Origin of the sequence: Mesorhizobium sp. M0923, from assembly GCF_040319365.1 — a bacterium.
In the GTDB taxonomy this organism is placed as follows: domain Bacteria; phylum Pseudomonadota; class Alphaproteobacteria; order Rhizobiales; family Rhizobiaceae; genus Mesorhizobium.
In genome coordinates, this window is sequence record NZ_JAMYNW010000012.1 from 1 (window position 1) to 24513 (window position 24513).

The 24513-nt window shown below is 62.8% G+C and carries 26 protein-coding genes; 10 read left to right on the forward strand and 16 right to left on the reverse strand.

Features of this window, described 5'->3' with window-relative positions; genetic code table 11:
- Positions 1 to 250: 250 nt before the first annotated feature.
- The 5 genes from NKH89_RS20445 to NKH89_RS20465 form a co-directional block, all read right to left on the reverse strand.
- A complete protein-coding gene (locus tag NKH89_RS20445; RefSeq protein ID WP_023720565.1) occupies positions 251 to 1096 on the reverse strand; it encodes a fumarylacetoacetate hydrolase family protein in 846 nt (281 codons plus the stop codon).
- 162 nt (positions 1097 to 1258) lie between these two features.
- Positions 1259 to 1990 (reverse strand): SDR family oxidoreductase, encoded by a 732-nt coding sequence (locus tag NKH89_RS20450; RefSeq protein WP_023720564.1) that lies wholly within the window; start codon positions 1988 to 1990, stop codon positions 1259 to 1261.
- Between the two features lie 178 nt (positions 1991 to 2168).
- Complete coding sequence (locus NKH89_RS20455) at positions 2169 to 4541, reverse strand: aldehyde dehydrogenase family protein (protein WP_352643809.1); 2373 nt, start codon at positions 4539 to 4541, stop codon at positions 2169 to 2171.
- 13 nt (positions 4542 to 4554) lie between these two features.
- The gene (gene deoC / locus NKH89_RS20460) at positions 4555 to 5604 is read right to left on the reverse strand and encodes a deoxyribose-phosphate aldolase (RefSeq protein WP_031194457.1); all 1050 of its coding nucleotides are present in this window, start codon (positions 5602 to 5604) and stop codon (positions 4555 to 4557) included.
- Positions 5605 to 5767: 163 nt separating this feature from the next.
- Entirely contained in the window at positions 5768 to 6595 is an 828-nt protein-coding gene (locus NKH89_RS20465) for a ferredoxin--NADP reductase (protein WP_352909676.1), read from the reverse strand.
- Positions 6596 to 6812: 217 nt separating this feature from the next.
- Between NKH89_RS20465 and NKH89_RS20470 the strand changes: the two genes are divergently transcribed.
- Both NKH89_RS20470 and NKH89_RS20475 read left to right on the forward strand, forming a co-directional pair.
- The gene (locus NKH89_RS20470) at positions 6813 to 8897 is read left to right on the forward strand and encodes a hydantoinase/oxoprolinase family protein (RefSeq protein ID WP_352909678.1); all 2085 of its coding nucleotides are present in this window, start codon (positions 6813 to 6815) and stop codon (positions 8895 to 8897) included.
- 1 nt (position 8898) lies between these two features.
- Complete coding sequence (locus NKH89_RS20475) at positions 8899 to 10641, forward strand: hydantoinase B/oxoprolinase family protein (protein WP_352495105.1); 1743 nt, start codon at positions 8899 to 8901, stop codon at positions 10639 to 10641.
- A 32-nt stretch (positions 10642 to 10673) separates the two neighbouring features.
- On the opposite strand, the gene NKH89_RS20480 is transcribed toward NKH89_RS20475, so the two are convergent.
- The 4 genes from NKH89_RS20480 to NKH89_RS20495 form a co-directional block, all read right to left on the reverse strand.
- The gene (locus NKH89_RS20480; protein WP_023720558.1) at positions 10674 to 11330 is read right to left on the reverse strand and encodes a methionine ABC transporter permease; all 657 of its coding nucleotides are present in this window, start codon (positions 11328 to 11330) and stop codon (positions 10674 to 10676) included.
- Positions 11311 to 12375 (reverse strand): methionine ABC transporter ATP-binding protein, encoded by a 1065-nt coding sequence (locus NKH89_RS20485; protein ID WP_156948146.1) that lies wholly within the window; start codon positions 12373 to 12375, stop codon positions 11311 to 11313. The genes NKH89_RS20480 and NKH89_RS20485 overlap by 20 nt, the downstream gene beginning before the upstream one ends.
- Before the next feature lie 134 nt (positions 12376 to 12509).
- Complete coding sequence (locus NKH89_RS20490; protein ID WP_352481419.1) at positions 12510 to 13358, reverse strand: MetQ/NlpA family lipoprotein; 849 nt, start codon at positions 13356 to 13358, stop codon at positions 12510 to 12512.
- Between the two features lie 313 nt (positions 13359 to 13671).
- Positions 13672 to 13971 (reverse strand): DUF1236 domain-containing protein, encoded by a 300-nt coding sequence (locus tag NKH89_RS20495; RefSeq protein WP_023720555.1) that lies wholly within the window; start codon positions 13969 to 13971, stop codon positions 13672 to 13674.
- Positions 13972 to 14067: 96 nt separating this feature from the next.
- On the opposite strand from NKH89_RS20495, the gene NKH89_RS20500 reads away from it, so the two are divergent.
- A complete protein-coding gene (locus NKH89_RS20500; protein WP_502896920.1) occupies positions 14068 to 14928 on the forward strand; it encodes a DUF1236 domain-containing protein in 861 nt (286 codons plus the stop codon).
- 100 nt (positions 14929 to 15028) lie between these two features.
- On the opposite strand, the gene NKH89_RS20505 is transcribed toward NKH89_RS20500, so the two are convergent.
- Together NKH89_RS20505 and NKH89_RS20510 are read right to left on the reverse strand one after the other, a co-directional pair.
- Positions 15029 to 15271 carry a hypothetical protein gene (locus NKH89_RS20505; RefSeq protein WP_023720552.1) on the reverse strand — a complete coding sequence of 81 codons (243 nt, stop codon included), beginning with the start codon at positions 15269 to 15271 and terminating at the stop codon, positions 15029 to 15031.
- 237 nt (positions 15272 to 15508) lie between these two features.
- The gene (locus NKH89_RS20510) at positions 15509 to 16027 is read right to left on the reverse strand and encodes a DUF4142 domain-containing protein (RefSeq protein ID WP_245278645.1); all 519 of its coding nucleotides are present in this window, start codon (positions 16025 to 16027) and stop codon (positions 15509 to 15511) included.
- Positions 16028 to 16308: 281 nt separating this feature from the next.
- On the opposite strand from NKH89_RS20510, the gene NKH89_RS20515 reads away from it, so the two are divergent.
- Entirely contained in the window at positions 16309 to 16539 is a 231-nt protein-coding gene (locus NKH89_RS20515; RefSeq protein ID WP_156948137.1) for a hypothetical protein, read from the forward strand.
- Positions 16540 to 16616: 77 nt separating this feature from the next.
- Here NKH89_RS20515 and NKH89_RS20520 read toward each other — a convergent pair whose 3' ends face one another.
- Entirely contained in the window at positions 16617 to 16928 is a 312-nt protein-coding gene (locus tag NKH89_RS20520; protein WP_023720549.1) for a hypothetical protein, read from the reverse strand.
- 275 nt (positions 16929 to 17203) lie between these two features.
- Here NKH89_RS20520 and NKH89_RS20525 point away from each other — a divergent pair, with 275 nt between their 5' ends.
- Positions 17204 to 17368, forward strand: a complete 165-nt coding sequence (locus NKH89_RS20525; protein ID WP_023720548.1) for a DUF3309 family protein — start codon at positions 17204 to 17206, stop codon at positions 17366 to 17368.
- 148 nt (positions 17369 to 17516) lie between these two features.
- Here NKH89_RS20525 and NKH89_RS20530 read toward each other — a convergent pair whose 3' ends face one another.
- A complete protein-coding gene (locus NKH89_RS20530; RefSeq protein WP_023720547.1) occupies positions 17517 to 17714 on the reverse strand; it encodes a hypothetical protein in 198 nt (65 codons plus the stop codon).
- Positions 17715 to 18209: 495 nt separating this feature from the next.
- On the opposite strand from NKH89_RS20530, the gene NKH89_RS20535 reads away from it, so the two are divergent.
- Together NKH89_RS20535 and NKH89_RS20540 are read left to right on the forward strand one after the other, a co-directional pair.
- Entirely contained in the window at positions 18210 to 18941 is a 732-nt protein-coding gene (locus NKH89_RS20535; protein ID WP_023720546.1) for a Crp/Fnr family transcriptional regulator, read from the forward strand.
- 169 nt (positions 18942 to 19110) lie between these two features.
- Positions 19111 to 19638, forward strand: coding sequence for a YciE/YciF ferroxidase family protein (locus tag NKH89_RS20540; protein WP_352495102.1), 528 nt, complete (start codon positions 19111 to 19113; stop codon positions 19636 to 19638).
- Positions 19639 to 19776: 138 nt separating this feature from the next.
- On the opposite strand, the gene NKH89_RS20545 is transcribed toward NKH89_RS20540, so the two are convergent.
- On the reverse strand, positions 19777 to 20775 hold the full coding sequence (locus NKH89_RS20545; RefSeq protein ID WP_352909681.1) for an ATP-dependent DNA ligase: 999 nt from the start codon (positions 20773 to 20775) through the stop codon (positions 19777 to 19779).
- A gap of 30 nt (positions 20776 to 20805) precedes the next feature.
- Positions 20806 to 20973, reverse strand: a complete 168-nt coding sequence (locus NKH89_RS20550; RefSeq protein WP_023720543.1) for a hypothetical protein — start codon at positions 20971 to 20973, stop codon at positions 20806 to 20808.
- A gap of 225 nt (positions 20974 to 21198) precedes the next feature.
- Between NKH89_RS20550 and NKH89_RS20555 the strand changes: the two genes are divergently transcribed.
- Positions 21199 to 21903 (forward strand): MgtC/SapB family protein, encoded by a 705-nt coding sequence (locus NKH89_RS20555; protein ID WP_031194456.1) that lies wholly within the window; start codon positions 21199 to 21201, stop codon positions 21901 to 21903.
- A 101-nt stretch (positions 21904 to 22004) separates the two neighbouring features.
- Positions 22005 to 23267 (forward strand): DUF763 domain-containing protein, encoded by a 1263-nt coding sequence (locus NKH89_RS20560; RefSeq protein WP_352481422.1) that lies wholly within the window; start codon positions 22005 to 22007, stop codon positions 23265 to 23267.
- 10 nt (positions 23268 to 23277) lie between these two features.
- Here NKH89_RS20560 and NKH89_RS20565 read toward each other — a convergent pair whose 3' ends face one another.
- Positions 23278 to 23721 carry a PPC domain-containing DNA-binding protein gene (locus NKH89_RS20565; RefSeq protein WP_352481423.1) on the reverse strand — a complete coding sequence of 148 codons (444 nt, stop codon included), beginning with the start codon at positions 23719 to 23721 and terminating at the stop codon, positions 23278 to 23280.
- Between the two features lie 176 nt (positions 23722 to 23897).
- Between NKH89_RS20565 and NKH89_RS20570 the strand changes: the two genes are divergently transcribed.
- Positions 23898 to 24512 carry a (2Fe-2S)-binding protein gene (locus NKH89_RS20570; protein WP_352548009.1) on the forward strand — a complete coding sequence of 205 codons (615 nt, stop codon included), beginning with the start codon at positions 23898 to 23900 and terminating at the stop codon, positions 24510 to 24512.
- The last annotated feature ends 1 nt before the right edge of the window (position 24513 follow it).

Sequence of the window (24513 nt, forward strand, 5' to 3'; positions counted from 1 at the left end):
CCGCTATGTCGGGCTGGCCAAGGCGACCGCCCAGGTGACGATGGCGGCGATCGCCTTCAACATGCGCCGATGGGCCGCTATCGCGGGATAGGTGCGCCTGAGTTCCGCCCATACAGGGTCGGACGACCGCCTGAAACCCCAAACAAGACGTCAAATCCCCCGCAAACAAGCGAACAACCGCCGCAACCCCGCCGCCGCAAGCTTTGCTCATGACTGCCCAACAGGTCCACAAGGGGAGAAGGGAAGGTTTCTACGCATCCGCCCTGAACGTCTGCTTCTGGATACCCAGCCCTTCGATACCGAGCTCGACCACATCGCCGGGCTTCAGGAACACCGGCGGCTTCATGCCGAGGCCGACGCCGGGCGGCGTGCCGGTCGAGATGATGTCGCCTGGATGCAGCGACATGAACTGGCTGAGATAAGACACGAGATAAGCGACGCCGAACACCATGGTCTTGGTCGAGCCGTTCTGCATGGTCTTGCCGTTGACCGTCAGCCACATCGGAATGTTCTGCGGGTCCTTGACCTCGTCCTTGGTCACCAGCCACGGGCCGATCGGCCCGAATGTGTCGCAGGACTTGCCCTTGGTCCACTGGCCCTGCCGCTCGGCCTGGAAGGCGCGTTCAGAGACGTCATGTGCGACGCAGTAGCCGGCGACATAGTCCAGCGCCTCGGCTTCGGTGACATATTTAGCGGTCTTGCCGATGACCACGCCGAGCTCGACTTCCCAATCGGTCTTCACCGAGCCGCGCGGGATCAGCACGTCGTCGTTCGGCCCGACAATGGCCGAGCTTGCCTTCATGAAGATGATCGGCTCCGGCGGCACGGTTGCGCCGGTTTCTGCGGCATGGTCGGAATAGTTGAGGCCTATGCAGATGAATTTGCCGGTGCCGGCGACGCAGGCGCCGATGCGCGGTTTGCCGGAAACTGCCGGCAGCGATTTCGGATCGAGCTTCGACAATGACTCGAGCGATGCCGGGTCGATCGCCCTGCCGGCAATGTCGGTGACATGGGCGGAGAGGTCGCGGATCGTTCCATCCGCATCAAGGAGGCCAGGGCGTTCGCTCCCCGCCTCGCCATAGCGTAGCAGTTTCATGCAGTTTTCTCCCAGTTGCGACCAGAGGCCGTTTGCAAACTCGCTCCGCTGCGGCGAATGGCGTGGGTTTCGAGAACCGGAGCGGAGCGTACTTAAAGTACGTGAGCCTAGGCAAGCGCGGACGCCGCGCCAGGCGCCCGGCAGAATTGGATTTTCAGACTCCTAGATCGACCAGCCACCGTCGATATTATAGGCCTGCCCCGACGTATAGGTGGCACCGGCGAGATAGACGGCGAGGTCGGCGATTTCCTCGGGCGTGCCGAGCCGGCCCATCGGCTGACGGGCGATGAAGGCGGCGCGGGCTGCTTCGTAGTCGCCCTGCGCGTGCATGCGGTCGTGCAGCGACGGGCTTTCGACCGTGCCCGGGCAGATCGCATTGCAGCGTATGCCCTTGCCGACATAGTCGGCGGCAACCGATTTGGTCAGGCCGATAACGGCCGCCTTGGTCAGGCCATAGACGAAACGGTTGGGCACGCCCTTGGTCGAGCTGGCCAGCGACGCCATGTTGATGATCGAGCCGTCGCCGCGCTCAAGCATGCCGGGCAGCACGGCGCGGATGGCGCGGATCATCGAGCGGACATTGAGATCATAGGCAAAGTCGAGATCGCCGTCCTTCATCTCGAGGATCGAGCCGGAATGGACGAAGCCGGCGCAGTTGAACAGCACGTCGACGGCGCCGATCTCGGCAAAAGCGACGTTCACCGCCTCGTCGTTTAGGACATCCAGCTTGCGGGTCTTGATACCGGGGGTCTTGCCGAGGTCGGCGAGCACCACTTCGTTGATGTCGGTGGCATGGACGACGGCGCCGGCCTTGGCGAAAGCCAGCGCACTTGCCCGGCCGATGCCTTGCGCCGCCGCCGTGACGACAACGACCTTGCCTGTCAGATCCGCCATGCTTTTCTCCTCGCCCGTCTGTGATCGTTCGGCTTTTTACCGGCACAAGGCCGGGGCGCAATGTGCCAGACGGGCACCACCATCCCGCCTGTTTCGATATTCGCCCTGCCGGCCAAATGTTTTTTCTCGGTAAAGAACATCTTTTGGCCCGTCAAGCCCGGACGTCCCTCCGGGACACTCAGTCGCCGTAGGGCACCCAGACGTTCTTGACCTCGATCGCACGGCGCAGCAAGGCATCGCCGGCTGCTTCGCCCGACGCCCAGTCGAGGCTGTGGCCGTTGCCGGTCCAGACACGCTTGAGATTGCCGATGGACTCGGCCTCCGCCTTGGCACAGGTCTCGGCATCGGCGAACATCCAGAGCCCGTCGACATCGTCGTGCTTGGCCAGCACGCCGGCCAGCTCGGCGCTACGGCCCGTAACGATATTGATGGCGCCCGCCGGAACGTCGGAATATTCGATGACCTGGTAAAGGTCGGTGGCAAGCAGCGGGTATCGTTCGGACGGCACGGCGACCACGGTGTTGCCCATGGCGAGCGCCGGCGCAACCAGCGAGATCAGGCCGAGCAAAGGTGCGTTGTCCGACGCGACGATGCCGACGACGCCGACCGGTTCGTGCAGCGCCAATGTGACGGCACGGGCCGGCGGCTGGTGGACGCGGCCCTCGAACTTGTCCGCAAGCCCGGCATAGAGGAACAGCCGCTCGATCGACAGCTCGACCTCTTCACCCGCCGCCTTGGCCGTCGCGCCGGTGAGCTGGGTCAGACGGGCGGCAAACTCGTCGGCGCGGCCGGACAGGTTTTCGGCCAGATAGTAAAGCACCTGGCTGCGATTGTAGGCGGTCGCTTCCGGCCAGGCCTTGCAGGCGCGCGCGGCCGCGACGGCGTCGCGGATATCCTTGCGGTTGCCGAGACCGACCTCGCCGGCGAGCTTGCCCTTGGCGCTGGCGACGGCAAGGGAATAATTGCCGTCCGGCCGGACCTGCTTACCGCCGATGAACAGCTTTGCCGTGCGGTCGATGGCATCGCCTTCCGGGCGCTCGATGGGCTGGGCAGTGGCCACAGCCGGTTTGATGATCGGGCCGAGCGGCAGTTTTGCCGAGAGGTACTCGAACATGCCCTCGCGCCCGCCTTCGCGGCCGAAGCCGCTCTCGCGATAGCCGCCGAAGCCGCAGGCGGCGTCGAACATGTTGGTGCCGTTGACCCAGACGACGCCGGCCTTCAATTGCGGCGCGACGTGCAGCGCAAGATTGATGTTCTCGCTCCACACCGAGGCGGCCAGGCCATAGCGTGTGTTGTTGGCGAGCTCGACCGCTTCCTCGGTATTGCGGAAGGTCATGGTCGCCAGCACCGGCCCGAACACCTCTTCCTGGGCCAGAATGTTAGCCGGCGAAACACCTGTCGCCAGCGTTGGCAGATGGTAATAGCCCGAGGCGGGCAGTGCCGAGTCCGGCTGCCAGCATATCGCGCCCTGCTTGGCGCCTTCGGCAATCAGGCCCTTGACGCGGTCGAGTTGGGTCAAATCGACCAGCGGGCCGATATCGGTGTTCTTGTCGAGCGGGCTGCCGACGCGCAGCCGGCTCATCCGCGTCTTGACCTTGGCGATGAAGGCGTCGGCGATGCCTTCCTGCACCAGAAGGCGCGAGCCGGCACAGCAGACCTGGCCCTGGTTGAACCAGATGCCGTCGACCAGACCCTCGACGGCGCTGTCGAGATCGGCATCCTCGAAAACGACGAAGGCCGACTTGCCGCCAAGCTCCAGCGAAAGTTTCTTGCCCGAACCGGCGGTGGCCTTGCGGATGATCTTGCCGACCTCGGACGAACCGGTGAAGGCGATCTTCTGGATGCCGGGATGATTGACGATTGCCCCACCCGCTTCCGGCCCGCCCTGGACGATGTTGACGACGCCCTTCGGCACGCCGGCGCGTTCACAGATCTCGGCAAACAGGATGGCGGTGAGCGGCGTGAATTCCGCGGGCTTCAGCACCACGGTGCAGCCCGCAGCGAGCGCCGGCGCGATCTTCCAGGCCAGCATCAAAAGCGGGAAGTTCCACGGGATGATCTGGCCGACGACGCCGACGCCCTTATGGGCTGGAAAGTCCCTGTCCAGCGCCTGCGCCCAGCCGGCATGATGGATGAAATGACGGATCGCCAGCGGCACGTCGATGTCGCGGCTTTCGCGGATCGGCTTGCCGTTGTCGATCGATTCCAGCACCGCGAACAGCCGTTGGTGGCGCTGCATGGCGCGGCCGATGGCATAGAGCACTTTGGCGCGTTGATAACCGGTGCTGGCGCTCCATTTCGGCAGCGCTTTTGTGGCGGCCGAAACCGCCGCATCGATATCGGCAGCACCGGCATCCGAGACCTTGGCCAGCAATTTGCCGGAGGCGGGATCGCTGGTGTCGAAGGTCTTTCCATTTGCAGCTGCTTTCCAGTCGCCGCCGATGAACAGGGCTTTCGAGAAATCACGGGTCGTCAGCCAGGCATCGGCCTCGTTGCGGGCCTCCGGCGCCGGGCCGTAATCCATGGCGTGATAGCGTTCGAGAATGTTCATGAAGCGCTCCGAATCACGCCATTGCGTGGCGATGATTGGCCGAGTAGTGGCCGGTCAGGTGATGCTCGAGCTGGCGCTCGATGTCGGTCAAAAGGCTCGATGCTCCGAAGCGGAACAGCTCCGGCTCCAACCACGGCCGGCCCAGCTCTTCTTTCATCAGCACCAGCCAATCGAGCGAGGCTTTTGCCGTGGAAATGCCACCGGCCGGCTTGAAGCCGATGAGATAGCCGGTTTCCTCGAAATAGGCGCGGATGGCGCGCACCATGGCAAGGCCAACCGGCAGTGTCGCGTTGACGCTTTCCTTGCCGGTCGAGGTCTTGATGAAGTCCGCACCCGCCATCATCGCCACCATCGAGGCGAGCATGACATTGCGCAGCGTGGCGAGGTCGCCTGTGCCGAGGATCACCTTCAGATGCGCCTCGCCGCAGGCGGCCCGCATCGAGACGATCTCGTTATAGAGCTCCTGCCATTTCGCCCCAAAAACCAAGCCGCGCGGGATGACGACGTCGATCTCGTCGGCGCCGTCGCGGACCGATGCTTCGATCTCCTGCAGACGCGTCGAAAGCGGGGCAAGGCCATGCGGGAAAGCCGTGGAAACGGCGGCGACACGGATGCCGCTGCCGCGCAGTGCTTCGACGGCAGTGGCGACGAAGGGATGATAGACGCAGACCGCCGCCGGACGGATGTTTTCACCGGCAATGCCGAGCCCCTCGGCAATGTCGCGGCGGAACGGGTTGACCGCCTTGGCACAGAGCCGGCGCACGCGCTCTTCCGTATCGTTCGAGTTCAGCGTCGTCAGGTCCATGCAGGCGACGGCGCGCAGCAGCCAGGCAGCCTGGTTATCGGCCTTGATCGAGCGTCTTTTGGTCAGGCTGGCGACGCGGCGTTCCAGCGCCGAGCGGTTGACGCTGCGCATCGATTCCATGAAGCCAAGATCGAGCCTCATGCCGGGATTGCGAGCAATAGCATGGGCCTGCGGCATCGGCGCATTGGCGGCGGCGCGCGCCGGCAGCGGCGTGATCTTGGACGTGCCGAGATCGGTTTCGCGGATTGTGCTGCTCATCTCCTGCCCCTTGTTCAGCGACTTATGCCGAAGATAGACCGTGAAGCAGCGCTTCACGAGTCCTTCAGGCGGTCATAGCGGAAAAAGACAGTCAAGGCAGCCGATTTTTGACCGTCCGGTCAAAATCAGGGTCTCAAAGCAGTGGACGCTGAACTGCCGCGTCTCAGCCGACGAAGGCGCGCTCGACTACGAAGCTTGCCGGATGATGCAGCGAGCCTTCCTGGAAGTCGAGGCTTTCGGCCAGTTCCTTCACGTCTTTCAGCATATGCATCGAGCCGCAGATCATGATGCGATCGGTCTCGGGATTGAGCTTGTCGATGCCGAGATCGGTGTAGAATTTGCCCGAGCCGATCAGCGCGGTGATGCGGCCCATGCGTTCGGACGTCTCACGCGTCGTCGAATTATAGAGCGTGACGCGGCCGCCGGTCAGTTCGCCGATCAGCGGGTCGTTCTCCAGCGCGGCCACCAGTTCCTGGCCGTAGATGAGCTCGGCATTGTCGCGGCAGGTGTGGGTCAGCACGACTTCACCGAACTTATCATAGGTGTCGGGATCGCGCAGCAGGCTGGCGAAGGGCGCAATGCCGGTGCCGGTCGAGATCATGAACAGGCGCTTGGCCGGCGTCAGCGCGTCGACCACCAGCGTGCCGGTCGACTTCTGCCGCATGATGACGGTATCGCCGATCTGGATCTTCTGCAGCTCCGAGGTAAGCGGGCCGTCCGGCACCTTGATCGAGAAGAATTCCAGCTCGTCGTCCCAGGACGGGCTGGCGATCGAATAGGCGCGGAACACCGGCTTCTCGGCATTGGGCAGGCCGATCATGACGAACTCGCCGGAGCGGAAGCGCAGCGACTGCGGCCGGGTGATGCGGAACGAAAACAGCCGGTCGGTATAGTGCTTCACCGAGACGACGGTTTCGGCATAGACATTGGCCGGTATCGGAAACTGCAGCGGCCGCGCGCCGGCGGTGTTGAACGCGGATGTGGTGTTCATCAAACCTAACCTTCTGGGCCAGCTCAGCGCCCGCGCCAAATCTTCACCTGCGCGCCCGAACCGGTCAGGTTCCTGCGTGCCCTTGCACACTCCGAAGCGGTAAGCTCTTGTGTCCGGAATTTATTAGTATACAAACGATATTTGCGTCAAGACGCCGCCGTAAAACAGCTTTCCAAACTGAGGCATGTAAGCAGTTCGGGCATTTCGGGTTTCGACAATGGAACAGAATTTTTCGGCGCAAGCTCTGGATTCGAGGGGCAGCGTCGTCGCCGGTATCGATGTCGGTGGCACCTTTACCGATCTGCTTCTGATCGACGGCCGTGATGGTGGCCGGGTGCATATCGCCAAGACCCCGACCACGGTCGACAACCAGGCTTTCGGCGTCGTTGCAGCTCTTGGTGCCACCGGCTTTCGCGTGGACGGCATCGACCTCATCGTGCACGGCACGACGACCACAACCAACGCGGTGCTGGAGCGCCGGCTGGCCAAAACCGGCATGATCACCACGCGCGGCTTTCGTGACGTCATCGAGCTTGGCCGGCGGACACGGCCGCAAGCCTATGGCATGACAGGCACCTTTGTGCCGATCATTCCGCGCAATCTGCGGCTCGAAGTGTCGGAGCGGGTCGAGGCCTCGGGCGCGGTGCGCATACCGCTCGACGAGGCCGAGATGCGGGCAGCGATTTCACAACTGATCGAAGCCGGCTGCGAATCGCTCGTCATCCATTTCCTGCATTCCTACGCCAACCCGGCGCATGAGCGGCGCGCGGCCGAGATCGGCGCCGAGCTTTGGCCGAACGGCTACATCACGACAGGCCATGCGCTGCTTTCGGAAGCGCGCGAATTCGAGCGCGGGGTGACCGCTTCGGTCAACGCCTCGGTGCAACCGATCCTCGAACGCTACGTCGAACGGCTGCGCAAGGAGCTGGCGTCAAAAGGCTACGCCCGCGACTTCCTGATCATGAACGGCAATGGCGGCATGATCTCGGCCCGCTTTGTCACACGTGAATCGGCCAAGACCGTTATGTCCGGCCCCGCCTCCGGCGTCATTGCCGCGGCCTATACCGGCAAGCGCGCCGGCTTCGAAAACCTGGTCACCTACGACATGGGCGGCACCTCGACCGACGTGGCGCTGATCCGCAATGCCGAACCGGTGGTGTCGAACGAGATCGAGATCGAATATGCAATGCCGATCCATGTGCCGATGGTGGCGGTGCATACAGTCGGCGCCGGCGGCGGCTCGATCGCCCGCGTCGATGCAGCCGGCCTGATCCAGATCGGCCCGGAAAGCGCCGGCGCCAATCCCGGGCCGATCTGCTACGGCCGCGGCGGCTTGGAGCCGACCATCACCGACGCCAATCTGGTGCTTGGCCGGCTGGCGCCGAAAAAGCTGCTGGCGGTGGAAAACCCGGTCACCGTCGAACATGTCACGGGCATATTCGAGGACAGGATCGGGCGACCTACCGGCCTGTCCGGCGTCGAGGCGGCGGGTGCGGTGCTGCGGCTGGGCAACATGAAGATGGCGGGCGCCATCCGCATGGTCTCGGTGTCGCGCGGTCACGACCCGCGCGATTTCGCGCTGTTCGCCTTCGGCGGCGCCGGGCCGCTGCATGCGACCGCCCTGGCGCGCGAGCTCGGCCTGCCGCGGGTGCTGGTGCCGGCGCGGCCGGGCATTACCAATGCGCTCGGCTGCGTCGTCGCCGATCTGCGCCATGACTTCGTCAACACGGTCAACCAGCCGGTGGCGGGGCTCGATGAAGCCCAGCTCCAAGCTATATTGGAACGGCACCGAAACGAAGGCGCAGAGTTGATCGGCAAGGAAGCGGTGAAGCCGGAGACGATCCGCGTCACGCATTCCGCCGACATGCAGTTCGTCGGCCAGACGCATATTATTAACGTGCCGCTGCCGTCGTTTGCGGTGACGCGCGAGGTCCTGCAGCAACTGTTCGAGAAGGCCTATTTCGCCCGCTTCAAGGTCGAGCTGCCGGAAATCCGCGCCAATCTGGTCAATCTCAACACCTCGGTGACCGGCGTGCGGCCGGCGATCGATCTGTCGCGGCTGATCGATCCGGCTGGCCGCGCCAAAACGCTCGAAGAGGCGCGGCGCGAGATCCGGCCGGTCTGGTATGGCGGGTGCTGGTACGACACGCCGGTCTACAGTAGGGAAAAGTTGCCGCTCGACGCCATCATCGAAGGCCCGGCGATCCTCGAACAGATGGATGCCACAACCGTGCTCGAGCCCGGCGACCGGGCGCGCTCGGATGCCGACGGCAACATCATCATCGACATTGGTGAGGCCTGAGATGCAAAAGCTCGACGCCATCACCCTTTCGGTCCTCCAGGCGGCGCTGCAGCAGGTCTGTGACGAGATGGACCTGACGTTTTCGCGCGCCGCTTTCTCGCCCGTCATCGCCGAGGCCAATGACCGCTCCGACGGCATCTATTCGGCAGTCGATGGTTCGCTGATCGCGCAAGGCAGCCAGGGCCTGCCGGTGTTCGTCGGCGTCATGCAGTATTCGACCAAAACGGTGATCGAGATGATCGCCGACGGACGCTGCCTGCCGCCCGAGCCGGGCGATATCTACATCGTCAACGATCCTTATCTCGGCGGCACCCATCTGATGGATGTGCGCTTCGCCATGCCGGTCTATCGCGACGGCAAGATATTCTGCTGGCTGTCGAACACCGGCCATTGGCCCGACATTGGCGGTTCGGTGCCGGGCGGCTTCTCCGCCTCGGCGACTGCGGTGGAGCAGGAAGGCTTGCGGCTGCCGCCGGTGAAATTGTTCAAGAAGGGCGTGCTCGACCCTGAGATCTACGCCATCATCTGCTCGAACATCAGGGTTGCCGACCAGCGCATCGGCGACATCCGCGCGCAAGCGGCAGCACTGCTGATCGGCCAGGACCGGCTCAACGGCATTTTGGATCGTTACGGAGACGAAACAGTCGTCGAAGCAATCGCCGAATTGCGCCGCCGGGCCGCTGAACAGATGCGTGCCAACATCGCGGCAATTCCCGATGGCATCTACCGGTCGCAGGCCTTCGTCGATTCCGATGGGGTGGTGAACGAGCCGCTGACCATTGCGCTTGCCGTCGAGAAAAAAGGCGACACGCTCCGCTTCGACTTCTCAGGCTCGTCAAAACCCTGCGCCGGGCCGATGAACAGCGTGCTGGCGACGACCTTGTCCTCGGTCTACCTCGCCATGCGCCACATTTTCCCCGACGTGCCGATCAGCGCCGGCGCCTTCGAGCCGCTCATCGTCAAGCGGCCAGAAGGCACCTTCCTCGATGCCAAATATCCGCGGCCGGTATCGGGCTGCGCGGCCGAGGTTTCGCAGCGCATCGCCGAGGCGGTGTTCGCGGCCATGGTGCAGGCGCTGCCGGACAGGGTGACTGCGGCTCCCGCCGGCTCCAGCGGCAATTTCGCGCTCGGCGGCAACGATCCGCTCCGTGGCCGCGACTACGTCATGTACCAGATATCCGGCGGCGGCTATGGCGGCAATGCCGATCATGATGGCCTGACCAATGGCTGCTCGACCATCGGCATTTCCAAATCGCCGCCGGTCGAGATCATGGAACAGGCTTTCCCTGTGCTCTATCGCCACTATGCCTTGCGCGAAGGCTCGGGTGGCGCCGGCAAGCATCGCGGCGGTTTTGGCCTCGCCTATGAGGTCGAGATCCTGCGTGGCGACGCCCGCGCCTCCTTCGTCATGGACCATGGCCGTTTCGGCCCGCAAGGCGCGCTCGGCGGCAAGGACGGCGCGGTCAACACGGTGACCGTGTTCCGCGACGGTGAGGCCCATGTGCCGCCGCACCTCTCCAAGGAACAGGACATCGCGCTGAAGGCCGGCGACCGCGTGCGAGTTGGCACGCCGGGCGGCGGCGGCTACGGCAATCCCTGGCAGCGTGATCCGGAATTGGTCGCTCGGGATATCGCCCTAGGCTATTACACACCCGCAGAAGCCGGCGAAAAGTTCGGCGTCGCGCTGTCGGCGAACGGGTTGGCGATTGACCGGGCAGCGACCGAAAAGAAGCGCGCCGGCTGACGATGCTGGCCAGCATCTCCGCTGTGCCACGCTCAGTTCCGATGATCCAGCCTCGCGACCAGCCGGTCGCCGGCCCACTGGATGCCGCAGACCAGGACGATCAGGACGATGACCACGGCGATCATGACTGACGTTTCGAAGCGCTGGTAACCGTATCGGATGGCGAGGTCGCCCAGCCCGCCGGCGCCGATGGCGCCGGCCATGGCCGAGGCGCCGATAAGCGTCACCAGCGTCACCGTGAAGCCGGCGACGATGCCGGGCAGCGCTTCCGGCACCAGCACCTCGCGGATGATCGTCCAGCGGTTGCCGCCCATGGCGCGCGCCGCTTCGATCAGCCCGTGGTCGACCTCGCGCAGCGACACTTCGGCGATCCGGGCATAGTAGGGCGTGGCCGCGATCGACAGCGGCACGATGGCGGCCCATGTGCCGATCGAGGTGCCGACGATCAGCCGCGTCACCGGGATCAGCGCAACCAGCAGGATGATGAAAGGCACCGAGCGGAAACCGTTGATGACCGCGCCGAGCGCACGGTTCACCCACAGGTTTTCGGCGATGCCGCCGCGGTCGGTGGCGACCAGCGCCAGGCCGAGCGGCAGCCCGAAAACCAGCGAGATGAGGCCGGAGGCGGCCGTCATCAGGATCGTTTCCCAGATGGATCGAAGCAGGAGTTCAAACAGAATTGGCGACATGGCCAAGCACCTCCACCCGCGCATTGCGGGCTTTCAAGAACGCGATCACCTGTGCCAGGTGAGCTTCATTGCTACCGGCGACCGCGACGAACAGCGTCCCGACAGGCTGCTGCTGGACGTGATCGATGCCTCCATGAACGAGGCGGAACGAGCCGGGAACTGCCGAGGCAAGATCGGACAAAAGCGGGCTTCGCGCGGCCTCACCCGCCACGTCGATCCTGAGGATCGCCTCCACGCCGGCGTTCTGCGTTAGCCGGCTTGCGATCTCCGCCGGCAATTGCGGCCTGATGCCGCCGAGCAGGCTTTGTGTGATCGCCGACTTCGGATCGGCAAACACCGACCACACCGGCCCTTGCTCGACGATTCGTCCGGCGTCGATCACCGCGACCCGGTCGGCGATCGAACGGATCACCTCCATCTCATGGGTGATGAGCAGGATGGTCAGGCCGAGCTGCCGGTTGATGTCTCTGAGCAAGGCAAGGATGGAGCGCGTCGTCTCCGGGTCCAACGCCGAGGTCGCTTCGTCCGACAGCAGCAGCGCTGGGCGCGCCGCAAGCGCCCGGGCAATGCCGACGCGCTGTTTCTGTCCGCCCGACAGCGACGCCGGATAGGCTTTCGCCTTCTCCGACAGGCCGACGAGCTCGAGCAGCTCGGCAGCGCGCGCCAGGCGTTCGGCCCTGGGCCGGCCTTCGATCTTGAGCGGCAGCGCTACATTGTCTTCGACCGTCTTGGCGGACAGCAGGTTGAAATGCTGGAAAATCATGCCGATACGCCGGCGCAGCGGCTGCAATTCGCGCTCGCCGAGCCGGCTGATGTCGCGGCCTTCGATGAAGACCTGTCCTGTATCCGGCCGCTCCAGGCCGTTTAGGCAGCGTATCAGCGTCGACTTGCCGGCGCCGCTCCGGCCGATGATTCCGAGGATCTCGCCCTGGCGCACGCTGAGCGATACGCCGTCCAGCGCCGCTGTTGCGCCGAAGCGGCGCTTCAGCTCGATGAGGCGTACGACATCGTGCGGTCCCGCGGAACGGCTGCCGACGGGATGCATGACTTCGGTGACCGGGGCGAAATGCTGGTTCATGAAAGTTCCTGTATTGGTGTCCCGCAAAACGCGATCGCGGTCCGCGTTGGAGCGCGGACCGCTTTATCATGCCGGGCTTCAGCGCCAAGTCGAGCTCGGTATCAATAGGCGCTGATGCCGGTTCCCTTGTAGACCCGGTCGAATTCGGCCTTCACCTTTTCGTTCTGGTAGGAGGCGACCAATGTCTTTACCCAGGGCTGGTTTTCATTGCCGGCCTTGACCGCGATGAAGTTGCGGTAGGGATTGTCGGCCACCGCCTCCTGGGCGATGCGGTTCTCCGGTGTGAGGCCGCTTTTAAGCGCCCAATCCGTGTTGACCACGGCCCCGTCGAGATCTTCCACCGAGCGCCCGACAATGCCAGCGTCGAGCTCCTTGACGACCAATTTCTTCGGGTTTTCGGCAATGTCGGTCGTCGTAGCCAGAATGCCGGTTCCTTCCCTGAGCTTGATCAGACCTTCGCTCTGCAGGACACGCAGCGCGCGCCCTTCATTGGACGGATCGTTCGGCACGCCGACGACGGCGCCTTCGGGCAAGTCGCCAATCTTCGCGTACTTCTTGGAATAGAGGCCGATCGGCCAGACCCCGGTATAGCCGACCGGGACGATGTGATAGCCCTGCGTCTTGATCTGGTTGTCGAGATAGGGCTTGTGCTGGAAGGCGTTGGCGTCGATTTCGCCACGCTCGAGTGCTTCATTCGGCTGGGTGTAGTCGTTGAACACCACGGTCTCGATCGTCAGCCCCCTCTCCGCCGCCTGGGCGGTCACGACCCGCCACACATCCTCGTCCTCGCCGCTCATGATGCCGACCTTGACCGCCGTCTTGTCTTCGGCGAACGACGGCGCAGCAAGGCCGACAATCGCAACCGCCGACGCGAAAAGTACAGCCAGACCGGCGCGCCGGTTTATAGTTGCTGAGAAGAATGGAAGCAAAGTGTTGATAGTCCCAGGCATGGTCAATCCCATCGGTTTTGAAATCATTGCGGCCAAGCGGAATGCGAAGCCTTGCGGGCATCATCGGAAATGCTGATCGCCAGATCAAAGAACGGTATTTCCCGCCAAATGAGGAGCCTGGAATATTCTGTCAAAGTTTCTGGCCTAGCGAGCACAGGACGCTGCCGCCTAGCGCGCTGACTCCGCTATGAGGCCCGCCGTGCGTCGGAACGGCGGGCCTTTCTGCGTCCGAATGCCCAGGCACGGGCACCAGTTTGGGATGTCGACAATGCAGGACGCGCCGCATGTCCCTTCAAAAAACGACGCGCATTGCTCACTGGATGACCTTCACGATCCTGCGTGTGCCCGGATCGACCAGGACGGTCTGGTTGTCGACGACGACATAGCGGTATTTGACGTCGGGAACCTCATGAAGCTCGACGGTATCGGGCACGGTCGAGCCGACATTGAGCTCCACGCCGGGAAGCTGGACGGACGCCAGAGGCTGCTTTTTCACATACTCGCGTACGATCGTCTCCTGCTGCGGTTCGATGACCACGTCCTGAGCGGCAGCGGCGCCAATACCCGCAAGCAGCAAGAACCCAGCCGCGGCTGCCGAAAGATGCATGCTCATGATTGTCTCCTTTCGTGGTGGGCCACCTCTGCGCTGCGCCGCGTCATGCTGTTCGCAGCGGGGTCGCTATAGGCGGGTAACGTCATCAGGTGGAGCTTGTTCCGCCGCTCGGATCGCTTGCCGTTTCGCTCCATTGGTTTGGAACAAAATTTTTTAGCCGCAGTTTTACGCGGTGAAGGGACGCATTTTCCAAGGAGATCTCTCATGAAAGGCGTTCTGATCACCAGCTTGCTAGCAATCAGCGTCAGCTGCGGAGCTGCACTTGCCCAGACGCAGCAGTCGACCGACGACCAGTCCGGCGCCAATTGCGCAGCCGGCGCTGCCAATTGCCAGAATGGCGCCAAGATGGACGAGCAGGCTCAGGGCAAGGCCGGCGCTGCGACTGATCAACAGGCTCAGGGCAAGGCCGGCGCTGCGACTGATCAACAGGCGCAGGGCAAACCGAAGCTGAAGACCGACGAGCAAGCCCAAGGCAAGGCCGGCGCCACGACCGACCAGCAGGCCACGGGCAACACCAAGATGAAGACCGAGGAACAGGCCCAAGGCAAAACCGGAACCACCACTACCGAGCAGGCCCAAGGCAACACGAAAATGAAGACCGAGGAGCAGGCTCAGGGCAAGACTGGGACCACGACCACCGAGCAGACTCAGGGCAATGCTTCTACGCAGACGCAGGACCAGAGTTCGACCGCTTCCATCAGCAATGTGACCGTTGAACAGAAAACCCAGATCACTCAGGTCATCAAGGAGACCAACGTCCAACCCGTTTCCAGCGTCGATTTCGACATCTCTGTCGGCATCGAGGTTCCGCGGAAGAAGGTCCGGCTGCATCGTCTGCCGGCGCGCATCGTCAAGATCGTTCCGGCTTACGAAGGCTATGAGTATTTCGTGCTCGCCGATGGTCGGATCGTCATCGTCGACCCGAATACCTACAAGATCGTGATTATCCTGACCTAGTCGCGGCCAGACGGTTTGATTGAACCAAAGGGTCCGTCGCGCAGGTCGCGTGGCGGCCCTTTCCGCATCTCCTCGCTCCGCGTCTGCTGCAAATCGCAGATCACGGTCCGTCCTCGGGGCGAGGAGTGAGCACGGTGTGATCGATGGTGTCGGGCAGGCATGGACTGGGCACGCAGCTTGTTCGGACTGACGCGGTGGTCATGCCCTCGATATCCGTAACTAGCACCATTCTCGCGTAGTGCCGCGGCCACAGCGGCTCTCCAAACAGGACGAAGACGCCGCCAATCATCAAGGCCAGCAACATGAGTGCCGTAACATTTGCAAATATCTCGCCGTAGCGCATGAAGGCAGCCTGTCCCGTTCGGAAAGCGATTTCAGCCTGTGACAGCGGCGACCAGGATGGCGCCGAAACCCAGCGCTAATGCCCTTGGCGCCTCGCGAATGCCGCCTTCCATTGGATACTCCCCGGAATAAGCCAGGTGAATAACGGCACTCTCGGTGCTTTGTTCCGGGCCGGACGACAGCCGCTTCATTCATGCCGGGGCGTTTCCGTTGGCAAGACCGCAGGCGGTCTTCGCCCTCATTGATGCGCAGCAGCGAGATCCTTCACGTGACGTTCGTGCATTTGCAGCACCGGCAGCGTCTTCTTGGCAAACTCCTTCATCGCCGGATCGTCGCCGGAATTTGAGTAAGCGGAAAACAGCGCCACCGCTTCCTTATGCGCCTGGGTCTGCATGTCGATATATTTCGATTGGAAGCTGTCCCCGCTGGCCTCCTTGAGTTGGTCGAGCAACGCCTGGTGCTTGGTGTCCAGCGGCGGGCCGGCCGGCGTGGTGGCCGAAGTTGTCTGACCTTTGCTGAGCGCCGCCTTGAAGTCCTCGCCGGCCTTGGTGTGGTCCGTGACCATTTGCGCCGCGAAGGCCTTCACATCGTCGGCCGTCGCCTGCTTCTGTGCAAGTCGGCTCGACTCGATTTCAAATGTATTGGCGATGGGCACCGTCTTCACGAACGTCGCCGTGTCAACCTTGCTCATGGTGTCGGTCGTCAGAGGTGTCAGCGTCGCCGATTGGGCAAAAGCAGCCAAAGGCGCGCCGGCCATCAGCGCTGCCGCAGTGATGGATAGAAGTGTTTTCATGGAAGTTCTCCGAGGCTGATGTCATCCCTCCGATGGCTCAACGCGGAAGCTGCGGCGAGGTTGCCTGGTCGCGGCGGCCAGAGCCGCTGCGACGCCAAACAATGGTTTGGAAAGGCAAAACAAAGGACGCCGGCCGCGTCGCGCAAAGTGCAACGCAAGCCGCGAGATCGTACGGAATCGTACAAGCTCTTTCGCTTTGCCGCAGTCTTGCTATCGTTGGCTGGGAGAGATGGGTGGAGGCTTCCGTGGGGCAGATCAGGTCGCCGCTAGGAATCGGTATTGATACCGACGCTGCCGTTCACACCATCATGGCCGACTACCATTCCGGCGACATTCTCTCGACCACCGTCGTCATAGCCGATTTGCGCAGACGCTTTCCTTGGTGCCGGCAAACCGACGAGGAGCTGGTTGGCTTCATCGTTCGGGCGCTGGACGGTCGGGAGATCGCCGTCAGCTTCGACCACCGCGGCCGTTAGGCGGCTGATTCATGGCAAACTGACGAGGCTGCGGAGCGCACGCTCCGCAGCCTCGTCAGGCTATGATCACAGGGCGTTTACTTGCCGCAGTGGTTATCGTTCACCGTCGGCGCCATCGTTCCCGGAGCCTTGCCGGTCGCATCGGGCAGAGCCCCCTGCGGGCCCGGCGGGCAATTCCGGTCGGCATTCGAATTCGTCGTTGAGAAATCGCGAATGCTGTTGGTGATGGTCGAATCCGTGCCGGTGTCAGGGCCGCCATTATCCGGGACTACGACCGTCCGCCCGCTGCCGTCGGCAGCGGCTCCGGAGGGGTCGCCGACGTTCTGGGCCATCGCTGACGTGGCCAGACCGATCGTAAGCGCCGAAGCTGCGAGAATTTTCGTGAGCATGATGCTTCTCCTTTTTACGAGGGTCGTCGCGTTGCGACTACGAAAACAACCGTTCGGGCGGGCGAAGGTTCCGACAAATTTCCTATGAATTCAGCATGTTCTCAGGTGCTCAAGGTGGCCGGCGCGCCATTGCACAGCCCGGCGTTTTCCTCGCTGCATGAGCGTGCGCCTTGCTGTCCCGCCGGAACAGGAATGCTCCTTGCGAGTTCATACCTTTGTACAATGCGAACGCGCTGATGCGAATGGCGGCAGCGCAAACAAGGAGAGCAGACATCATGGGCCTTGGAACCATTCTCATCATCATCTTGGTCCTTGCCTTGCTTGGCGGCTTCAGCGGCTTGGGCGGCGGACCGTTCTACGGCACCGGCTATTACGGTGGCGGTGGCCTCGGCCTGGTGCTGCTCATCGTCATCATCTTGGTCGTGCTTGGGCGCATTTAGCGTCACGCTCACGACAAAACGCCTGCCGCCGGGTAATAAGCGGCGGGCGTTTTGTCGTGAATAGACGAAAAGTCTCTAGGACTCTGGCTAAAAAGGCCGACCTGGCGTCGGACCCTTCGACACCGAGGACCCCGCCATAGCAGCAGCTTTAGTGTTGGCGATCGGCGGCCAGTGCTTCCTTTAGATCGGCGCTTAGCACGCCCTCGTTGAACAGCGACATGATACGGGCGGCCAACCGCTCGCGGACCGGACTGTCGTCCGCAACACCCAACTCGCGGCAGCAGTCGTCGAGCGCTTTTCTCAGCACGCTCAGTTCGGCTGGAGTTGCTGCACCATGCATCGACATGCCATCCTCCCTGAAAAGGGCGAAAGCGCGAAGCGTCTTTCAAGCATCCACTCGCCATGCCTGTGTGGATGACTCAAATTCAATTAGCGCCGCTTGCCTCCAAACTCAATGTACGGAAATTACCGAGCGGACAGATCGGGAACGACTGCCTTTCACCTGCATTATTGTAGTGATCCAAGCCACCCTCATTTGGATCACTGGGCGTAGCCCACGACGCCCGAATGGAGCCCGTTGCATCCCTCGCGACGGGCTCTTTCGCGCCCGACATTTTTGATTTATCGATTTCGTACCAAGCACCTTTGGTACGTTTTCAACTCTAACTTTCAGTCAGATGTTTTCGTAGGCAAGCGGCAGGAGAAACTGCCGTGCATCGAATTCATTTATTTAGTAGGCTCCATACCTTTCAGCGCTTATATAAGCCGTATCGTCAGCAGGTTATACCGGGCGCGGACGGCTGGGAGATCAAAAAGCTCTTGCCCTGTTTTGGGCCCAGCTATGTCTGATCCAGCTATTTCCAATCAAAATCTATTCAAAAACAAGCTGTTGCGCCGGATGAGCGCCGGCGATTTTGCATTTCTCGAGCCGCACATCGAGCGCTGTTCGCTGGAGTTGCGGCAATCGCTCGAAGTATCCGGATCACCGATCGAGGCCATCTATTTCGTCGAGGACGGCATTGGTTCAGTGGTTGCGAAAATGCCGAATGGCAGCGATGCGGAAGTTGGCCTCATTGGCTTGGAAGGTATGACCGGCTCGGCCTTGGTGATGGGCGACGACCGCATGGTCCATGATTGCTATGTGCAACTGGCGGGAGAAGCCGCCAGGATAGATGCCGAGCCATTCAAGGCAGCGCTGACGCAAAGCCCGACATTGCGGCTGTTTTTGTTGCGCTACGTGCAGTGTCTGCATATCCAGACCGGCTACACCGCGCTGGTCAACGCGCGATCGAAGCTTGAAGACCGGCTGGCGCGCTGGCTGCTCATGTGTGACGATCGGGTGGCCGGCGACCGGCTGACGATCACCCACGAATTCCTGTCGATCATGCTCGGCGTAAGACGTCCGGGCGTCACGGTCGCGCTCCAGCTGCTTGAGGGCCGAGGGCTCATCCGGTCCCGCCGCGGCGAAATCATTATCCGCGACCGCGATGGTCTCGTTTCGCTAGCGGATGGCGGCTACGGCCTGGCCGAGGCCGAATATATCCGCCTGGTCGGACATACCGGCGAGCGCTGAGTGCTTTTCTCGCCTGTTGCTACCGCAGGTCGAGGCCCCTTGCGATACGACACAAGTGCCGTCGGAAAAATTTTCAAAGCTCCTGAACCGTCAGGGAACTTGTTTCCCATCGGAGGGTTATCGGACGCCTCTACTTTGCGAGGCTGCCACCAACTCCCGGGAGACGACCATGCCGACTACGAAAAAGGCCGCGAAGGCGGCAAGCAAGGGCCTCGAGGACCTGTTCCTCGACGGGCTCAAAGACCTCTACTACGCCGAGAAGAAGATACTGAAAGCGTTGCCCAAAATGGCCAAGGGCGCGGAGTCGGAAGAAGTGACCGCCGCCTTCGAGAAGCACCGCATGGAAACCGAAGGACATGTCGACCGCCTGGAGGAGGTGTTCGAGAAATTCGGCAAGCCGGCCCGTGGCAAGACCTGTCCGGCGATTGACGGCATCATCGAAGAGGGCTCGGAAGTGCTCGAGGAGTATAACGGTGCTCCCGCACTCGACGCCGGGCTTGTCGGCGCGGCGCAGGCCGTCGAGCATTACGAGATCGCTCGTTACGGCACTTTGATCGCGTGGGCCGAAGAACTCGGCAAGAGCGACGTTGTCGAACTGCTCAGGGCAACTCTCAAGGAAGAGGTCGCGACCGACGAAGCGCTTTCCAAGCTCGGCGAAAGCGGTGTCAACGAACGCGCAATGCAAGAAGCCGCTTGACCTTCAGACCGCTTCCGAGCCTCGGCAATGGATTGCCGAGGCTCGGCTAGCACAGCGAACCAGCGAATTCTGCATTGGTTCCGTCGTCATCGGCAGGACGGGGCAGCAAGAACTTTGAAGCGGTGCCTCGGGACGGACTTACTCGATCTGCTCGAACGTACATTGCCGGGGCTCCTTGTCCGGCCGCCAGCGCAACAGCTTGGTTCCGTGCCGGAACCGGTCGCCTGTCACATGGTCGAAACGAACCTCGACCACCAGTTCAGGCTTTATCGGTTCCCATTGTCCGCTGCGCTCCGTGCTCCAGCGGCTTGGTCCGCCCGGCGCCTTGCCGGTGAAACCCGGTTTGGCCCGCAGTTTTTCCAGCCGTCTGGTCAGCGCCGCCCTATCGTCCTTGCCGATGGTCGAGGTGAATCCGACATGGTCCAACCTGCCTTCGTTATTGTAGAGGCCAAGCAGCAGGGATCCGACTTCGTTGCTGCCGGCGAGATAGCGAAAGCCGCCGACCACGCAATCCGCAGTGCGCAGCCGCTTGACCTTGACCATGGCGCGCTCGCCGGGCTGGTATGGCTCGGCGATCAGTTTTGCAACAACACCGTCGGTCGAGCCATGGCCGGCGCCTTGCAGCCAGCGCTCGGCGGCAGCGGCATCGTGCGTGCATTTGGACAGGCGCAGTTCGCGCCGTCCCGCCGACGCGACAAAGGCCTCGATCACCCGTCTCCTGTTGGCGAGGGGTTGTTCGATGATGACCTTGCCGCCGGGTTCGGCCAGCATATCGAACAGGACCAGCATGGCAGGCGTCTCCAGGCTCAACTTGCGGATCCTGCTTTCGGCTGGATGAAGGCGCATTTGCAGGGCCTCGAACGAGGACGATCCGTCGACCTCGATGACGATCTCGCCGTCGGCAACAAACCGTCGCGACCTCACATCGCGCAGCACCGCGATCAGTTCGGGAAAATAGCGGCCAAGCGGCTTGCCCGATTTTGCACGCAGATCGACGGCATCGTCACCCTTGAACACGAGGCACCGAAACCCGTCCCATTTCGGTTCGTACTGCCAAAGCCCGTCGCCGCCAGGAATTGCGTCGGCGGCTTTGGCTTCCATCGGACGAAGGTCGAGCGGCAACGGAAATGCGGTCATGGCTGGTCCGCGCCGCCGCTGAGGCATTCGCTACCGCCGTCGGCCATTCCCCTGGGCCCTGCTTTGCCGCCTCGCCACCTTGCGGCCGGTCTGGTCGGGCGCAGGCGACAGCGGATCGACTTCGTCGGACCCGCCGATCTCCTTGGTAATGCGATAGGCCAGATAAGCGACGGCTCCGGCAACCAGCAAGCGGACCATGTTTGAAAATCCTTCGTTGGCGTGAACCCACCAACCCCGGGCCGAAGGTTTTGTTCCGTCGCTGCCCATAGCCGAGGTGAATCGTCGGCTGCGCAACCAAAACCTAAGCGCATCGTTTGTTGCTTATCGACGAAAAGAATTTGCGATGAAGACGCTGTTACCCTTGTTCGCTTTGACCCTGGCGCCAATCCAGGCCAGCAGCGCTTGGCCTGACGGGTGACCGCGATGCTCCTCGTTGTTCCGGTTTGGCAAGACATCGCGGCACGGCTGCTTCTGACCGCGCTCGCAGGCCTTTTGATAGGCCTCAACAGGGAGGCGCGCGGGCACGCGGCGGGGCTACGCACCACCGTGCTGGTGGGATTGGCCGCCGCCATCACAATGATCCAGGCCAGTATTCTGCTGGAGACCGTTGGCAAGCACCCGGATTCGTTTGCATCGATGGACGTCCTGCGCTTTCCGCTGGGCGTGTTGACCGGCGTCGGCTTTATCGGCGGTGGCGCCATTCTTCGCCGCGGCAATCTTGTCAGCGGGGTCACCACAGCGGCCACGTTGTGGGTGATGACGGCGATCGGATTGGCTTTCGGTGGTGGCCAATACGGCTTGGGCGCGGCCGGCACGGCGCTGACGCTGGCCACTTTGCTGGTCCTGAAATGGGTGGACCTTCGAATGTCGCGCGAACACCATGCCCAGTTGGCACTGACGTGGAAGGCCGCGGCTCGACAGGAGCTCGATGCGCTCATCGGGCCGCTTGGCTACCAGGCACGCCTCGTCGCAATAGAGAGGCGCCCAGATCTCAAGGACCCTGTGTTCTCGTTCGAGATCAGTTGGAGGCGGCCGGATACCGGGGCACCGCCAATGGATCTGCTGGCATCGGTGGGCGAGCATTGCGAGATCCAGAAGTTTGATCTCCTCAGCGAACCTGCCCGGTAGCGGTGTGCAAACGATCGTGCGCCTGAAGCAGGTCATCGCTTCTCTACGCCGCTTCCGCTACCTATCTGTCGAGGCAGGACTCAAGGAGCAAGCAAAAGAGCGTGGCACAGCGATCGGGAAGTGCTGACCTTCCACTTCACGGCGGGCGCGTGCCGAAATGGCTCGGCGACCGCATGACGCGGCTTGGCGCGGTCATGTGCGAGGCGATCATCCACCATTACGGCCGCGATGAATTGCTGCGCCGGCTGGCGCATCCGTTCTGGTTCCAGTCTTTTGGCGCCGTGATGGGGATGGACTGGCACTCCTCCGGCATCACCACCAGCGTCGTCGGTGCCTTGAAGCGCGGCCTGTCGCCGCTTTCCAGCGAGCTCGGCATTCACGTTTGCGGCGGCCGCGGCGCGCATTCGCGCAAGACCCCGCACGAGCTTGCCCTGATCGGCGAGCGTGTCGGCCTCGACGGGCAGGGCCTGGCGACTGCCAGCCGGCTTGTCGCCAAGGTGGACAGCGCCGCGGTCCAGGACGGTTTCGATCTCTATCTGCACGGCTTCATCGTCACCGATGACGGCAAGTGGGTGGTGGTGCAGCAAGGCATGAACGGCGACAGCAAGGTGGCGCGCCGCTATCACTGGCTGTCGGAGGGCCTGAAGAGCTTTGTCGACCAGCCGCATGCCGCCATCGAAGGCGCCAACCAAGGCGAGATCGTCAACCTGACCGACCGCCGCGCCGAAGCGTCGCGCCAGGGACAACTGGACCTTCTGCACGATCTTGGACCGGATCGCATCGTGAGGGAGCTTGCCGCTTTGGAGCGGGGTTCGGCGCCAGTGCCGGAGCCGGCACAGAAGCTGCTGCCGCATCTGGTGATGCCGGCGCACCACGATGTACGCGAAAGCGATGTCGTCATGCGCCGCCTGCACGGCAACATCGCGGCGGCGGCCGAGCGCGGCCCGGCGGATTTCGCCGGCCTTCTCCTGGTGCCCAATGTCGGCGCGCGCACGGTGCGGGCGCTGGCGCTGGTCGCCGAAGTCGTGCATGGCGCGCCATGCCGTTTTTCCGATCCAGGACGTTTCTCGCTGGCGCATGGCGGCAAGGACAGGCATCCGTTCCCTGTGCCGTTGAAGGTCTATGACGAGACGATCGGCGTGCTGAAGTCGGCTGTCCAGAAGGCCAGGCTCGGCCGTGAGGAAGAGGTCGGCGCCTTGCGGCGGCTGGACGACCAGTCGCGGCAAGTCGAGCGCTATGCCACCGGGCCGAGCCTGAAGGAAATCGTCGCCGGGGAGTTCGAGCAATCGCATCTGCTCGGCGGCCGCAGCGTCTTCGGTTGGGAAGTCGCCCCCGAAACGACCGCAGTTAAATCAACGAAGTGATCGGCTCGGATCAAGCCTCCAGGTCGATCAACGCGACACCGAGCTCGGGACGGTGCCTGCGGCGCAGATGTCCAGGCGTTTCCACCAGCGTGACCTCGAGCGTCGGGCGAACGATGGCGTCCAGCAGATGGCCGCCCCTTGTGCTGCCGTCGCTCAATCCGAGCACGGCATGGACGTGCAGGCTGGGCTTGCCGTCGTCGCCGATGGCAACATCGCCAATCGCGCTCAGCACCTCGCACTGTTCCCGGATGGGAATTTTCCGGTAGGTCCTTTCCCTAGGGTCGAACCAGCCGACAGTTGCCCTTTCGAAAGCGCCGAGCGCGCTCAGCGACGCGCTGCCAACGCCGTGGTCGGCCGCAAACGAGGTCAGCTGCGCAAACGCCTCTTCGCCGGGATCAAGCACAACGACGAACGTTCTTTGGCCGGCGCTTTCGGCAACAATCTGTGACTTCATGATCTCGCTCCAGACGCCATTTCGGTTCTGTCCGATCAGGGTTGAACGGCAAGCCGGCTCGAGAGTTCCCCGGCACGGTTCGGATGAACATAGGATCACAGCCACGTGAGGCGGAGGAACCTTGCCTTGCGTGACTGGTTCGGCCGGCTTGAGACCCAGCCAGCCGGGAGCCAGCCATGTCCGAAACCCCTCTTGCCAGCCTGAGCCGACGCAGTTTCATGACCGGATCCGTTTCGGCGGCTGCGGCAGGGCCGCTCATGGCCACGTCGGCAAAAGCCGCCGCCCCGCAACCTGCCGCTTCGGCCGAGCCGCGCGATCTGTCGGCGATTTCACTGCGCATCAACAAGCAGCCCTACAATCTCGCCCTCGACAATCGCACCAGCCTGCTCGACGCGCTGCGCGACCATGTCGGCCTGACGGGTACCAAGAAAGGCTGCGACCATGGCCAGTGCGGGGCCTGCACCGTTCTTGTCGACGGCAAGCGGGTGCTGTCGTGCCTGAGCTTCGCCGTGATGAACAAGGGCCATGAGATCACCACGGTGGAAGGGCTCGCTTCCGCCGACGGCAATCTGCATCCGATGCAGCAGGCCTTCATCGACAATGACGCCTTCCAATGCGGGTACTGCACGCCCGGCCAGATCATGTCCGCCATCGGTTGCATCAACGAAGGCCATGCCGGCTCCGAGGACGATATCCGCGAGTATATGAGCGGTAATCTCTGCCGCTGCGCTGCCTACCCCAACATAGTCGCGGCCATCGTGCAGGCCCGGGACGAAACAAGGAAAGCCTGAG